Raw genomic sequence first — 14,467 nt, 5'->3', positions numbered from 1 at the left:
TACAAAAATTCAAGCGGTCTGAAATTTTGCTAAAAAATGTAGAAAGAAAAAAGTCTCGAAGCAACAGAAGGAACCAAGGTACCGACGGATGACAATCCTAAAGTGACGGATAGAATTAGGGGCGATGGAAAGGTAAGCCCTATCGACGGAAAGAAGTCTCGAAGCGACAGAAGCAATCAAGGTACCGACGGATGAAAATCCTAAAGTGACGGATAGAATTAGGGGAGACGGAAAGCAAAGCCCTATCGACGGAAAGAAGTCTCGAAGCGACGGAAGGAACCAAGGTACCGACGGATGAAAACCCTAAAGTGACGGATAGAATTAGGGGAGACGGAAAGCAAAGCCCTATCGACGGAAAGAACTCTCGAAGCGACGGAAGCAACCAAGGTACCGACGGATAAAAACCAAAAAGTGACGGAAAGAACAACCAGCCCGACGGCTCCCCCAGTTAAAAATGCCAAATTTCTCGCTAATTCCGACTAGACAAATAAAAAATAAAGATATATAGTTAGTTAGGCTAACTAACTAAAAAGGAGTGGTATTTTTGACGATTGAACAAGAATTTTTTAATCAGTACCGCTTAATGTACAGACCGTTTATCAATCTAGTGAATGAGCAGTTAGGGAAATATCAACTGTATAGCTCTCAATGGGCTCTCCTTCGGTTATTGATGGATAAAGGGCCGCATACATTTGTTGATATTGCGAATTTCATGTTTATTGAAAAGCCGAGTGTGACAAGGCTTGTACAAAAGCTTGTTGAGCTTGGATACGTGGAAACGGTAGCGGGTAGGGATAAACGTGAAAAGCTTGTACAATTAACGGTTAATGGTGAAGTGATTGTGCAAGAAATTCAAGCGCATTTAAAACCAACTATGGAACAGGCACTCGCAGGGGTATCAGAGCGAGATATTGAAATTGCGACACAAGTTTTAGCGAACATTTGCGCAAACATCAATCGGTAGGAGAGAAAAAAGTGGAAGCATCTAGACAAAAACTTTGGACGAAGGACTTTTTAATCGTCTCACTCATTAACTTTACCATTACCTTAATATTTTTTTTATTGATGGTAACAATTGCAGGTTATGCGGTTGAGCATTTTGGGGCTTCAACTAGTACGGCAGGGCTTGTATCGAGTATTTTTATTATTGGTACATTATTTGGTCGTCTCGGGACTGGACGTATCATTGGGGATTGGGGTAGCAAAAAAACACTATTTTGTGGATTATTATTGTTTATGTTATCAACGATGTCTTATTTTATCGCGACGAATTTGCTCCTTCTTATGCTCAATCGTTTAGTACAAGGGATTGCACTTGGGGTGGCTAGTACGGCGACAGGAACAATTATTGCACAAATTTTACCGCCTGAGCGACGAGGGGAAGGTATCGGTTATTATAGCTTAAGTGCTATTTTAGCAACGGCTATAGGACCTTTTGTAGGTATTCTTTTAACACAGCTGTTTGAAGATTATCGGATGATTTTTGCTGTTGATTCCGTATTAGCTATTGTTTGCTTTTTGATGTATTTTATCGTAACCATTCCAGATGCACCGAAGAAGGCAAAAGAAATGGCTGAGAAAACAGGGTTAAAGCTATCCAATTTTATCGAAATGCGTGCTGTGCCAATTGCTTTTGTGGCGCTCGTTATTGGCTTTGCCTATTCAGGGGTTATGTCATTTATGACGTTTTATGCGAAAGAGCTTGATTTGGTAACAGCGGGAAGTTATTTCTTTATTATTTATGCAATTGTCATTTTAGCGACACGTCCATTTACAGGGAAATTACTAGATACTAGAGGTGCGAACATTGTAATTTATCCATGTCTAGTCATTTTTGCAGTCGGTATGTATGCTTTTAGTTCGGCGACAAGTAGTATTGTCTTTTTACTAGCTGCTGCTTGCATAGGAATTGGTTATGGCAATTTCAATTCAGTAGCGCAAGCAATCGCTATTAAAGTTACACCAAATGAGCGTTTAGGACTTGCGACATCGACATATTTTATTTTATATGATTTAGGTTTAGGTGTTGGTCCTTATTTCTTAGGATTCTTCGTTCCGACTTCGGGGTACAGTGCTATTTTCTTCGCGATGGTATTCGTTATTTTAGTATCAATTGTCCTTTATTATTTTTTATATGGAAAAAAAGAAAATGTAAAACAAGCAAAAATTTCATAGTTTAGAATCTTTATATTGAAGAAAGAACATTATTATCATCTAGATAATGATGTTTTTTTCTTTAATTGAAAATACTTCTTGCAATCGAGTATGATAATCATTATCATTCTCGATATAAACTATTTCGGAAGTAGGTACTTAGCATGAAAAAAAATTCATTATTGTCAGTATTAGTTGCAGGGGGCATTCTTATGACTGGCTGTGGCAATACAGATGAAGCTAAAAAAGAAGATAAGTCTGCAACAGAGCAAGCAGAAAAAGGTACAAAAGTTGATCTATCCGTTGAAACTGCAGCCTATCAAAAATTTGCCTTAGAGCAAATGGATCAATTCTTACTAGAAACAGAAAAATTTGTGAACGCATTTAAAGCCGGTGACATTGAAAAAGCGAAAGCTGCGTATGCACCAGCACGTATGTATTTCGAGCGTTCAGAGCCCATCGCTGAGAGCTTCGGTGACCTTGACCCACGTATTGACGGTCGTTTAGCTGATATCCAAGAAGAAGGCAAGGGCGAAGAAGAATGGACGGGCTATCATAAGCTTGAACATGCGCTTTGGGTAGAAAATAAAACTACAGGCTACGAGGCAATTGCAGATCAATTACTAGCAGACGCTAAAGAATTACACGCTTTAGTTCAAACTGTAGAAGTATCACCAGATTTAATGATTACAGGTGCGGTTGATTTATTAAATGAAGTATCAACATCTAAAATCACTGGTGAAGAAGAAATCTATTCTCACACAGACCTATATGACTTTAAAGCAAACATCGAAGGTGCAGAAAAAATCTTTGAAATTCTACGTCCGAAATTAGAAGCGAAAGACAAAGACTTAGTAGCAACATTGGATGAAAAGTTCAAAGCAGTAGATGATTTATTGGCCAAGCATGCAACTGCTGATGGCGGGTATGTTTCTTATGAAGAATTAACTGAAGAAAACACAAAAGCACTTGCAGCAGCCGTAAATCAACTTGGAGAACCATTAAGCCAAATGGGTATTATTTTGGAGTGATAATAAATGACAGTGTCAAATGATGAAAAATGGAGCAATAAAAAAATATCTAGACGTGACATGTTAAAGTTAACAGGTATGGGAGTAGCTGGTGTAGCAATCGGTGCTTCTGGCTTTGGTGGTGTTATGAAAGTAATGGGCTATGATGTGTTTGAGCCTGTTGCAGACAGCACGACAGCAGTTAACAAAGTTGATTTCTATGGAAAACATCAATCTGGCATTATTACACCTGTTCAGACAAATATATATTTTGCTTCTTTGGATGTTTTATTTACATCAAAGAAAGAACTACAAGAGTTGTTCAAACAATGGACACCTCTTGTTGTACGTTTAATGAATGGTGAATTAATGGTAGATTTAACAACAAATACTAGAGTGCCTACAGGAGATACTGGTGAAGCGGATGGGTTAGATGCTTCAAACTTATCGATTACAATAGGTGTAGGACCTTCTTTGTTTGATAAACTTGGTATCCAGCATTTGAAGCCTGAGGAATTAAAAGACTTACCTCACTTCCCGAAGGATCAGTTACAAAAAGAATTTACTGGTGGAGATCTTTGTATTCAAGCATGTGCGGATGATCCACAAGTGGCATTCCACGCTGTACGTAATTTAGTTCGTGCAGCTTCTGGTAAGGTAGAAATTAAATGGTCACAGGCAGGATTTAACTCATTCCCAGCTGGCGGAGGCTCACCTAGAAATTTATTTGCATTCAAGGATGGTACGGTAAATCCATCGAGTACCGATGAAAAAGATTTAAATAAAGTAGTATGGGTCGATAAAGGTTGGCTAAAAGGCGGCTCTTATTTAGTTGCCCGTAAAATACAGATGCATCTTGAAACATGGGATCGTACATCTTTAAAAGATCAGGAAGCAACATTTGGTCGTTATCGCGATAGTGGTGCACCTTTTGGTAAAAAGAAAGAATTTGATGATTTCGATGTAGAGGCGAAGGATAGTAATAGTGAGTATATTATGCCAGATACTTCACATGTGCATTTGGCCCGTAAATCTGGTGCACGTATTTTACGTCGTTCATACTCTTATGCATCTGGAGTTATGACGAATACTGGTACGCATGATGCCGGACTATTATTTATATCTTATCAAAAAGACCCAGCCCAGTTTACAACAGTCCAAAATAGCTTAGGGCGAATGGATAAATTGAATGAGTACATTACCCATCGAGGCAGCGCAGTGTTTGCTTGCTTCCCTGGTGTATCAAAGGGGAGTTATATAGGTGAAGCACTTTTTAACGCGCTGTAGTTTAGTACTTTGCTTGTTATTGGCACTTGCTGTACCGGTGCAGGCAGCGCAATCATATAGTCAGTTGTACATTTCTATTAGTGATGCGCTAATGAATACGAAGCAGGACAAAGAAGCCGAGGCAGAACATGCACTTGAACAATTTGCCACAGACTGGGCATCGGTAACGTCTGAGCAAAAGGACGCAAAAGTAAAAGTAGATGAAATTCTTGCGCAAGCAGTTAAAGCTACTTCTAAAGAAGAACGTTTAAAGGCATTGTCTGACTTGTCAAATGCCTTACGTGCTTTAGAAAAGCTTGAGAATCCTGTAGATGAAGCTGCGCAGCGAGCAGAATTTGGCACGAAATTTAAACCTAACATGAAAGCATTTGAAGATGCCTTAGCAAGTGGTGATTTAACTAAAATCGACGCAGCGTATAAGGATTTTAATACAAAATGGAAGAAAATTGAACGCCCTGTACGTGAGCAAAGTATTGCGATGTACGGACAAATTGAAACACAGATGGCCTTTATCCGAATCTCACTTGCTTCCGAAAAGCCAGATGTAGCCTTAATGCAATCTCAATATGCAGAATTAAAACAAACAATCGAGGATTTTGTAGCAGGTAAAGATACGGCGGAAGTTGTTGAAGGTGAGTATTCTTTAGCAACACTAGTCGCTTATATTGATGAGGCAAACGATTTTATCGATGCAGGTGATTACAAGGCTGCATCTGATAAAATTCGAGAGTTCATTAAAATATGGCCAAGTGTAGAAATTGATATTTCAACACGTAACGGCAGCCTTTATACAAAAATTGAAAGTGATATGCCGATCCTCGTTAGTGATTTATTAAAGTCTAACGTCGATGCCAAAGCAATTAAAAGTAAGCTTGATACTTTCCGCACTGAAATTGAACTGATTCAAGGTGACTCGGATTATACTCTGTGGGATGCAGCATTAATCTTACTGCGAGAGGGCTTAGAGGCACTGCTCATTATTATGGCATTAGTATCGTTCTTAGAGAAATCTGGACAAAAAACAATGCGCAAATGGATATATGTTGGCGCATTTGTAGGAATCTTACTATCAGCGATAGCAGCTGTTTTAATGTCGACACTTTTCCAATCTGCGACAATTGATACAAGTCGAGAGCTGATGGAAGGGTATATTGGGTTACTAGCAGCTGCGATGATGATTGGAGTTGGTATTTGGCTCCATAGTAAATCAAGTGTGACAAGTTGGAATCGCTATATCTCCAAACAAATGGGCAATGCAATCTCAAGTGGCTCGGTGTTTGCGATGGCAGCAATTAGCTTCTTATCCGTTTTCCGTGAAGGGGCAGAAACACTTGTCTTTTATGCGGGGATTGCACCTAAAATGGAGACATCTCAATTTGTGCTAGGTATCGTAGTAGCACTTATATTATTAACTATTTTTGCATTTGTGTTATTGAAAGCAAGTGGAAAAATTCCAATTCATAAATTTTTCGCAGTGGCAACGGTGTTAATCTATGTATTGGCGTTTAAAATTATTGGTGTCAGTCTGCATACACTGCAGCTAAGAGATACAGTTTCAACTACAATTGTAGATGGCTTGCCAGTTGTCAGCTTCATTGGTTTTTATCCAACAGTAGAAACAATGATTGGACAAGCGATTTTACTTTTACTTGTTGTAGCTACAATTATTTATAAAAAGAAACAAAAATAAATAGAGGGCGGATGAATATACTTTCATCTGCCTTTTTGCTTTTCGATAAAAAATGAATCTATATGAAAGTCTTGCAATAAACAAAGGTTTGTTTTTTATGTAAACTCATGACTTCATAAACGGTGCTTCTAACGAATTGGACGTTGTTAGAATTTACTGCATCGTTACAAAAGGAGAATAAATAGGCTCATTTTCTACAATACAACTTTACGACTTTATGTAATTAATTGTATTGTCGCCTTTCCTGAATAAGTAGAAAAGAGTACTATTGTATGGGGAGGATGAATATGGTAAAAATTATAAAGAAAAATATACAATATTCGCTAATTTTTTTCATAGTATTTATTATAATTCAATGGTTATTTCGTGATGCCATTCAATGGGGGCAAATTATTGGAACTTCAATTTTATTTTTCCTTTTTAATATATTTTACGATTGGGCAAATATTCCCTATAAATGGAAGAAGGAGTAACTTATTTGAGTTATAATTCGAATAGGTAATTACTACGAGAGCTAACGCAAAGTTGGATCTCTTTCGGCGGATGGCGGAGCTTCCACTGAAATAGAGGAACTTAGTCCAAGAACACCATGTCCTGTGGCAATTTATCTGTGCGAAAGCGAAGCGCCAGCAACAATAGGTTTTATCTGTGCGAAAGCGAAGCAACAGGAACATCAACCATGACTCAGTGACCAACATCAAGTTGGCCTAAAGTAGACGGGGGAATGAAGATGGATTGTGGAAAATACGGTAATGAAAGTAATGAAATCTATAGTTATAATACCTACAATATTTTTGCGTATATTATTGGTATTCTATTTTCACCATTACTAGGGGTGATTATGGGAATTGTAGGTGTAATACAGCGTAAGAAAAATGCTTGGAGTATTATTATCATTTCAATTCTTGGTTGGGTTCTGAATGTACTCGTAATTAATAATCTATAAATGTAGCTTTATTGAAATAGGGATTATATAATCATTGAGTGCAATTTTCATAATGTTTTAGCTCCAACAATCTAGGGACTTGTGCGTATTACAACTCATATACGTAAGTCCTTTTGTTATGTTGTTCACTCATTTACAGGAGCGCATCGACATCTTCATATGTAGCATGCATCTCTTTGAACAGTCAAAGCTGTGATTATGATTGAATCAACGCTCACAAGTGCGACAGCTGCTTTGAATACTTCTGTAGTCTTAATCAAACTTTTTTACTAATAGCGGTGTCAGCCGTTTAAAATACCACCATCTTTAAAGGGGATATGCCAGCTAATGAAAAATATTTTTAATCATATGCATACAGCAGAAGTTTTAAAGCGTATGGACAAATTGAGTCCAAATTCACAACCACAATGGGGAAAAATGGACGTTGCTCAAATGCTAGCGCATTGTTCATCTTTCCAAGACATCGCAATGGGAAATTCTTTTCCACCAAGGAGTTGGTTAGGAATAATAGTAGGGAGGTTTGCAAAAAAAATGATATACAATGACAAGACATTGCCTCATAATATGTCTACTATTCCAACTATTTTGATTGCAGATGATAGAGATTTTGAGACAGAAAAAGAAAAGCTTAAACAAAAAATTATCACATTCCAAAATAACGGACCAGAGAAGTGCACAACTCATCCTCATCCTTTTTTTGGGAAACTCACTTCTGAGCAATGGGGTAAGGGAATATACAAGCATCTTGACCATCATTTTAAACAGTTTGGAGTTTAAGCATATTAATCGGGCGCTTTAATTGAGCAAGGAAACTTTTATAAAAGGATGATTCAATTGAATTTAGAAAAAACATGTTTTGACAATCTTTTTTCAAGGTTTTATAAATACCATTCAGCTTTCAGCAAACAATATAGTGTTTTTTCTCTGAGGGGGAATTGCTGTCTTCCCCTCTTTTAGAAGTTAGTTATCCCAATGCGACGGACGTTTTAGGTGGGAGGGTAATTTTGTTTGGTGATTGCCTTGTGCTGAATTTATTTGCATTTGGATTAAAAACATACTGCTAGAAAGGTCTGCGCCTCGTAAATTGGCGTCACGTAAATCCACACCTATAAAATCCACACCTCTTAAATCTGCATTTTGTAGGTTGGCAGCAATTAAATAAGCTCCTCTAAGATCAGTTGCTCTTAAATCCTTGCCCTTTAAATTCTTTCCAATCCAATCAACCCCACGATAGTCATACTTTCGAGCGCTTTTTCCATTAATCTCTTCGATAAAGCTTTGGCGAATTTGCTCACTTGTTTCTAACAGTAAAACATTCACCGACAGTCGGAAATTAGGAATATCTATTGCTAGTAATGCATCTACTTCTAGCTCAGTTGCACGCTGTAGCTGTTCTAATTGCCTATGTAGTTTGTTAAATAGGGATGAATCAACCGTATACGATAATGCCTCTGCTACGTAGGCAATCATTTCATAAAGTTGTTCCATAATCGGAAAGACACGAAACATTTTCTCAGAAATTTCAGGGTGTTGTCGCCAGTCTTGTCCATGGAAGGTTGTTTGTGACACTTTTTGTCCTGCTCCTAAACAATCAAAAACTGTACATCCTTTAAACCCTCGATCTCTAAGTTTACTATGAATTTGACAGCTAAAATCCGATTGTAGATTAGGGCAAGGTGTCCCAGCAGCTTTATTAATGGCAAAGTCGCTAGAAGCAGCAATATTTAAAGCTGTGCAACATAGACCAAAACAGCTTTGGCAATCTGCCTGTAAGCCTTTACGTATTTTATTTCCTATTGTATAATCGATTTTTTTTACTTCAGACATTATTGTTTACCTCACTTAACACATAAACTTTTTACATTTTATTCTATCACTTATTATGCGTTAAAAGGATAATTTTGTATGGATGAATTTATAGTGTACCTCTAAATAATAAATGGATAGTTTTTTACAGCCTATTGACAATTTATTGTAAAATGCTATAATTTTTATCGACAGACAGTCGGTCTAATAAGGAGGAATAAAAATGAGAAAAGAAGCGATGGAGCGCAGAAACGAAATACTTGATGCGGCTGATGAGCTTTTCGGTCAGAAGGGCTTTGATGGCACTAGTACTAACGATATTCTCGAAAAGGTCGGAATTGCACGAGGAACGCTGTATTATCACTTCAAGTCGAAGGAAGATATTATGGACGCGCTAATTGAGCGGTATAATGCTCAAATTTTAGGTGCAGCCAATGGAATTGCTGCAGATAAGAGTATAGCCGTTCACGAGCGTATTATCCGTGTTGTAATGGCATTAAACATAAGCGGCGGAAACGGTAAGGAAATTATTGACCATATACATAAGCCCCAGAACGCGCTTATGCATCAGAAAATACAAAAGGTTATTATGAACGGTCTTCCCCCAATACTGACGGAAATAATCCGTGAGGGGATTGAGCAAGGACTATTCAGTACGCCGTACCCGTATGAATGTATGGAAATGATTGTGGCCTATACGAATACCGTTTTTGATGATGATATGGTTAATATAACCGATGAAGAACGTGCTGCACGAATACCAGCTTTTGTCTTCAACGTAGAAAGACTGCTCGGTGTCGAAAGTGGAAGTCTTATGTACATGATGAAAATGTTTGGCGATGGGGGTGAAGAAAATGGAAACAACGATGGTTGATTCCAAGGGTTTTTTTAAAAAATTTCTTCTGCTTTGGTCAGGACAACTAATTTCAGCAATAGGAAGCGGGCTTACAGCGTTTGGGCTTGGGATTTATGTTTTCCAGAAGACGGGAAAGGCATCGGCAATGGCACTTGTAACTTTACTTGCGTTTATGCCTTCGCTTCTATTAAGCCCTGTGGCAGGAGTGCTTGCGGATCGTTATGATCGAAGAATTTTAATGGTGTTAGGCGACAGTCTTTCAGCGATAGGACTTGTTTATATTCTTATATGTATGCTAAGCGGGGAAGCATTGCTATGGCAGATTTGTGTGGGAGTTACGATAAGCTCGGTGTTTTCATCGTTGCTTGATCCCGCATACAAGGCAACGGTTACGGATTTATTGACCGAGGAACAATACACAAAGGCAAGTGGTTTAGTCCAGGTGGCGGGTTCTGCAAAATATTTGATTTCACCTATCATTGCGGGATTTTTACTCACCGTTTCCGATATAAAGCTTTTGCTTGTTATTGACATTTGTACATTCTTTGTAACCGTTACAACAGCTCTTGCAGTACGTAAAGGGCTTGCTTCAAAGACATGCGAACAGACACAATCGTTTTTCCGTGAGTTCAAAGATGGTTGGCGTGCAGTTTCTGAAAATCGAGGTGTGCTCGTTCTTGTCATCATGACATCGGTGCTGACATTTTATCTTGGAATTATTGAAACACTTTCCATTCCGATGTTGCTAACTTTTACGAACAGCTCCGTAATAGGAACGGTGGAAACAGTTGTCGCTACAGGGATGCTCGTATCCAGTGTCATCATCGGATTTCTTCCAATCAAAAAAGGCTATGTGAAAATTCTTTCGTTTTCGCTGTTTTTTGAAGGAATATTTATGGCGGTATTCGGACTTCGAGAAAATATAGCTCTAATCTGTATTTCAGGTTTTTTCTTTTTTGCCATGATGCCATTTGCAAACTCAACTTTGGATTTTCTTGTTCGTACCAATATTGATAATGCTGTTCAGGGTAGAGCGTGGTCACTTATAGGGGTAATTTCACAGTTTGGATTTGTAGCGGCCTATGCGCTTTCGGGAGTACTTGCGGATTATGTGTTCACTCCTTTTCTAGTTGACGGCGGATTGCTTGCTGACAGCGTAGGGAAAATTACCGGTACAGGTCAAGGTAGAGGAACGGGCTTACTCATCATAATTGCTGGCATTTTATTATGTGTTACTTCGTTCATTCTGTGCAACTTGAAGTCAGTTAAAAAGCTTGAAAACAGAGGTGACGTATGTATTTCAGATTAATCCGTAATGACATTGCTAAAAGCAAACTGATAACGCTGACAACAATGATATTTGTCGCTGCTGCGGCTATGCTCGTTTCCCTTTCGGTGATACTTATTGTCAATCTTTCTGGTGCGATCGATTCTCTAATGAATCAAGCGAAAACGCCGCATTTTATGCAAATGCACTCGGGGGATATTGATACTGTACGACTTGCGAATTTCGCGGAGCAAAACAACGATGTTGATGAATTTCAAGTGCTTGAGTTTCTTAATATGGACAATGGGCAAATTATTTTAGGTGATCATTCGCTTGCGAATAATGTTCAAGACAATGGTTTCAGTATACAGAGTGAAAAATTTGATTATCTTCTTGATCTTGACGGAAACGTCATAAACGTATCCGATGGCGAGCTTTATGTTCCGATAAACTATATGAAGGACATCGACATAAAGGTCGGTGATAAAGCCGAAATAGGTGGAAAGGAATTTACTGTAGAGGGCTTCCTTCGTGATTCACAGATGAATTCTATGTTGTCTTCCTCAAAAAGATTTCTAGTCAGTCCGAATGATTACGCGGCAATAAAAGACAATGGAAGTACGGAATATTTGATTGAGTTTAGATTAAAGGATTTATCTGCGCTTAGTGAATTTGAAACTGCTTATGCCTCCGCAGGGCTTGAAGCGAATGGACCAACGATTACGTATCCACTTTTCAAAACACTTAACGCAATTTCCGATGGGCTGCTGATAGCAGTTATCCTTCTTATAAGCGTTCTAGTCGTTGCAATCGCATTTATGTGCGTACGTTTTACACTCCTTGCGAAAATCGAGGATGATTACCGTGAAATTGGTGTTATGAAGGCGATAGGGCTGCGTCTTTCTGACATTAAGAAAATTTATCTTGCGAAGTACACAGCGATTGCAGCAGGGGGGAGTATTCTTGGTTTTGTACTTTCATTAATATTCAAAGACCTGCTTCTTGAAAATATCAGGCTTTATATGGGGGAAACGGAAAACTCCTCCTTTGCTGCAGCTTTAGGAATAATCGGAATTCTGCTTGTATTTCTCGCAATCATTGCCTATGTAAGCGGAGTACTGAGACGGTTTCGGAAAATATCTGCAGCAGAAGCAATCCGTTTTGGCACTTCACAGGAAAAAAACGCAGGAACAAAGCGCTTTTGCCTGCATAGAAATAAGCTACTTAACCCGAATATTTTTCTTGGTATCAAGGATGTTCTTGCAAGGAAGAGACTTTACGCTACAATGCTTGCAGTACTTGTAATTTCAGCATTTATCATTATTGTTCCACAAAACCTTTACAACACGATTTCCTCCACAAGTTTCATTAAATATATGGGTATTGGAAACTACGATATTCGTATTGATATTCAGCAGACTGATCATATTTCTAAAAAATCTGCCGAAGTTTTAACATTTATGAACAACGACAGTTACATTTCAAAATATACCATTCTTACAACAAAAACATTCAAAACAAAAATGGAAGACGGTTCGGAAGAAAATATAAAAATCGAACTCGGCGACCATTCGATATTCCCAATTCAATATACCGAGGGCAGAGCACCCGCAGTTGAAAACGAAATTGCACTTTCATCTTTGAACGCTGATGAATTGAGCAAAAATGTCGGCGATGTCATTACGGTCGTGATGAAGGGGAAGGATATAAAGCTCACGGTAAGTGGCATTTATTCCGACATTACGAACGGCGGAAAAACGGCAAAGGCTGTTTTTACTGATAATTCGGAAGGTATAATGTGGAGCGTGATTTGCGCGAAGCTTTCAGATAAATCTCTTGTTAATGAAAAAGTTTCAGAGTATGCAGACAGATTTACTTTCGCTAAGATTTCCAATATCGATGAATTTGTAACTCAAACATTCGGCTCGACCATAAAATCGATCGGGAAGGCATCCATTGCTGCAATTGCCATAGCGCTTGTAATAACGGTACTAGTGACACTGTTATTTATGAAAATGCTTGTCGCAAAGGACAGATATTCGATTGCCGTCATGAAAGCATTAGGTTTTACAAAATTGGATATTACGATACAGTTTGCTTCACGAGCGGTATTCGTATCAATGATAGGAATTGTTCTTGGCACTCTATTGGCGAATACTCTCGGAGAAGTACTTGCGGGCGCAGTTATCTCCTCGTTTGGGGCGTCGTCGTTTAGTTTTTCGATCAATCCACTTTCGGCGTACGTGCTTTGTCCGTTAATGATGGTTTGCTCGGTACTAATCACAACAATAATTGGTACATCGGGCGCGGGGAAAATAAAAATATCCGAAAATATAAAGGAGTAGTTTATGAAGAAGATTATCATCGGTGAACATATTGTAAAATCTTTCGGCGAGGGCGATGAAAAGTGCAATGTTCTCGACGGAGCGTCCGTTGACATAAACGAGGGTGAGTTTGTAGCGATAATGGGACCCTCTGGCTCGGGAAAATCAACGCTAATGTTTGCGCTGAGCGGCATGGACAGCGTTGATGGCGGAAAGGTTATTTTTGATGGTAGTGATTTATCTTCCGTCGGAGAGGTTGAACTTTCAGATATTCGTAGAACTAAAATGGGCTTTGTATTTCAGCAGCCAACGATGCTTAAAAATCTAAATATTCTCGATAATATTATTCTGCCATTAATGCGGGAGAATAGAAAAAATGTTGCAAAAATATCAGCGAAGGCACGAGCACTTATGAAGAGGGTAGGTATAGAGGAGCTTGAAATGCGCGACATTACACAAGTTTCGGGAGGGCAGCTACAGCGAGCAGGGATCTGTCGAGCGCTTTTGAACAACCCGAAAATCATCTTCGGAGATGAACCAACAGGTGCTCTTAACTCAAAATCAGCACAGGAGATCATGGACATCTTTTCCGAAATTAACGCGGGCGGAACTGCGATTATGCTTGTCACTCACGATGCAAAGGTAGCGGCGCGGACGGAGCGTGTTTTGTTTATGCGAGATGGAAAAATCGTAAGTGAGGTAAAGCTTCCAAAGTTTGACGGAACGAATATTGATGACAGAGTAGGGAAAGTAACGGAGAAAATGTGGGAAAGAGGGATATGAGTTGTTAGATCAACAAACGCTGAATGAGACCCTGGATCGAGCATCAGGGGAACGAAGACTAAAAGCATCACGTCCTGTGATAATGCCTTCGTGATCAACATCCTGTCGACCCAAGAGGCTCAGCGGACTGTTCCTTGCTTGGTTAGCGGCGGAATTTCAAGTTTTAGTGGCGTTCCTTGCTGGGTTAGCGGCGGAATTTCGGGTTTTAGCGGCGTTCTTCCTTTGGTTAGCGGCGCAACTCACACTTTTAGCGGCGAATTCCAACATAAGCTGGACAATTTGACAAAGTATAGAATTTTACACAATATTAAGGACTTACCGCTCTTTAGAAGGCGGATGTCGAT

General features: G+C 39.0%; 13 protein-coding genes. 12 read left to right on the top strand and 1 reads right to left on the bottom strand.

What is annotated here, in order from left to right; all coding sequences use genetic code 11:
- Positions 1-544: 544 nt before the first annotated feature.
- The 8 genes from ACIQZA_RS16230 (at position 545) to ACIQZA_RS16195 (ending at position 7,864) form a co-directional block, all read left to right on the top strand.
- Complete coding sequence (locus ACIQZA_RS16230; protein ID WP_400935660.1) at positions 545-964, top strand: MarR family winged helix-turn-helix transcriptional regulator; 420 nt, start codon at positions 545-547, stop codon at positions 962-964.
- Between the two features lie 11 nt (positions 965-975).
- Positions 976-2,175 carry an MFS transporter gene (locus tag ACIQZA_RS16225; RefSeq protein ID WP_402882401.1) on the top strand — a complete coding sequence of 400 codons (1,200 nt, stop codon included), beginning with the start codon at positions 976-978 and terminating at the stop codon, positions 2,173-2,175.
- A 143-nt stretch (positions 2,176-2,318) separates the two neighbouring features.
- Positions 2,319-3,185, top strand: coding sequence for an iron uptake system protein EfeO (efeO, locus tag ACIQZA_RS16220; protein WP_402882403.1), 867 nt, complete (start codon positions 2,319-2,321; stop codon positions 3,183-3,185).
- 6 nt (positions 3,186-3,191) lie between these two features.
- On the top strand, positions 3,192-4,451 hold the full coding sequence (gene efeB, locus ACIQZA_RS16215) for an iron uptake transporter deferrochelatase/peroxidase subunit (protein WP_400935655.1): 1,260 nt from the start codon (positions 3,192-3,194) through the stop codon (positions 4,449-4,451).
- Positions 4,426-6,141: an FTR1 family iron permease gene (locus ACIQZA_RS16210; RefSeq protein WP_402882405.1), complete on the top strand. Its 1,716-nt coding sequence runs from the start codon at positions 4,426-4,428 to the stop codon at positions 6,139-6,141. The genes efeB and ACIQZA_RS16210 overlap by 26 nt, the downstream gene beginning before the upstream one ends.
- A 287-nt stretch (positions 6,142-6,428) precedes the next feature.
- Entirely contained in the window at positions 6,429-6,614 is a 186-nt protein-coding gene (locus ACIQZA_RS16205) for a hypothetical protein (RefSeq protein WP_142507840.1), read from the top strand.
- A gap of 251 nt (positions 6,615-6,865) precedes the next feature.
- Positions 6,866-7,087 carry a hypothetical protein gene (locus tag ACIQZA_RS16200; RefSeq protein ID WP_402882406.1) on the top strand — a complete coding sequence of 74 codons (222 nt, stop codon included), beginning with the start codon at positions 6,866-6,868 and terminating at the stop codon, positions 7,085-7,087.
- A gap of 327 nt (positions 7,088-7,414) precedes the next feature.
- Entirely contained in the window at positions 7,415-7,864 is a 450-nt protein-coding gene (locus tag ACIQZA_RS16195) for a DUF1569 domain-containing protein (RefSeq protein ID WP_402882407.1), read from the top strand.
- 183 nt (positions 7,865-8,047) lie between these two features.
- Here the strand turns inward: ACIQZA_RS16195 and ACIQZA_RS16190 are convergent, their stop codons facing one another.
- Entirely contained in the window at positions 8,048-8,914 is an 867-nt protein-coding gene (locus ACIQZA_RS16190; protein ID WP_400935645.1) for a pentapeptide repeat-containing protein, read from the bottom strand.
- A 202-nt stretch (positions 8,915-9,116) separates the two neighbouring features.
- On the opposite strand from ACIQZA_RS16190, the gene ACIQZA_RS16185 reads away from it, so the two are divergent.
- Genes ACIQZA_RS16185 through ACIQZA_RS16170 form a run of 4 tightly spaced genes read left to right on the top strand, consistent with a single transcriptional unit; the run spans position 9,117 to position 14,123 of the window.
- Positions 9,117-9,767: a TetR/AcrR family transcriptional regulator gene (locus ACIQZA_RS16185; RefSeq protein WP_400935643.1), complete on the top strand. Its 651-nt coding sequence runs from the start codon at positions 9,117-9,119 to the stop codon at positions 9,765-9,767.
- Positions 9,748-11,058: an MFS transporter gene (locus ACIQZA_RS16180; protein WP_400935641.1), complete on the top strand. Its 1,311-nt coding sequence runs from the start codon at positions 9,748-9,750 to the stop codon at positions 11,056-11,058. Before ACIQZA_RS16185 ends, ACIQZA_RS16180 begins: the two co-directional genes overlap by 20 nt.
- The gene (locus ACIQZA_RS16175; RefSeq protein ID WP_402882410.1) at positions 11,043-13,361 is read left to right on the top strand and encodes an ABC transporter permease; all 2,319 of its coding nucleotides are present in this window, start codon (positions 11,043-11,045) and stop codon (positions 13,359-13,361) included. The genes ACIQZA_RS16180 and ACIQZA_RS16175 overlap by 16 nt, the downstream gene beginning before the upstream one ends.
- A 3-nt stretch (positions 13,362-13,364) precedes the next feature.
- A complete protein-coding gene (locus ACIQZA_RS16170) occupies positions 13,365-14,123 on the top strand; it encodes an ABC transporter ATP-binding protein (protein WP_402882411.1) in 759 nt (252 codons plus the stop codon).
- The last annotated feature ends 344 nt before the right edge of the window (positions 14,124-14,467 follow it).

Origin of the sequence: Lysinibacillus sp. NPDC096382 (genome assembly GCF_044762845.1) — a bacterium.
In the GTDB taxonomy this organism is placed as follows: Bacteria; Bacillota; Bacilli; order Bacillales_A; family Planococcaceae; genus Lysinibacillus.
This window is presented reverse-complemented; position numbering and strand designations above follow the sequence as displayed.

What these genes read in the sequence shown, in the direction of transcription:
- efeO (WP_402882403.1), top strand. Translation starts at nt 2,319, where the DNA reads ATGAAAAAAAATTCATTATTGTCAGTATTAGTTGCAGGGGGCATTCTT.
- efeB (WP_400935655.1), top strand. Translation starts at nt 3,192, where the DNA reads ATGACAGTGTCAAATGATGAAAAATGGAGCAATAAAAAAATATCTAGA.
- ACIQZA_RS16205 (WP_142507840.1), top strand. Translation starts at nt 6,429, where the DNA reads ATGGTAAAAATTATAAAGAAAAATATACAATATTCGCTAATTTTTTTC.
- ACIQZA_RS16200 (WP_402882406.1), top strand. Translation starts at nt 6,866, where the DNA reads ATGAAGATGGATTGTGGAAAATACGGTAATGAAAGTAATGAAATCTAT.
- ACIQZA_RS16195 (WP_402882407.1), top strand. Translation starts at nt 7,415, where the DNA reads ATGAAAAATATTTTTAATCATATGCATACAGCAGAAGTTTTAAAGCGT.
- ACIQZA_RS16190 (WP_400935645.1), bottom strand. Translation starts at nt 8,914, where the DNA reads ATGTCTGAAGTAAAAAAAATCGATTATACAATAGGAAATAAAATACGT.
- ACIQZA_RS16185 (WP_400935643.1), top strand. Translation starts at nt 9,117, where the DNA reads ATGAGAAAAGAAGCGATGGAGCGCAGAAACGAAATACTTGATGCGGCT.
- ACIQZA_RS16180 (WP_400935641.1), top strand. Translation starts at nt 9,748, where the DNA reads ATGGAAACAACGATGGTTGATTCCAAGGGTTTTTTTAAAAAATTTCTT.
- ACIQZA_RS16175 (WP_402882410.1), top strand. Translation starts at nt 11,043, where the DNA reads ATGTATTTCAGATTAATCCGTAATGACATTGCTAAAAGCAAACTGATA.
- ACIQZA_RS16170 (WP_402882411.1), top strand. Translation starts at nt 13,365, where the DNA reads ATGAAGAAGATTATCATCGGTGAACATATTGTAAAATCTTTCGGCGAG.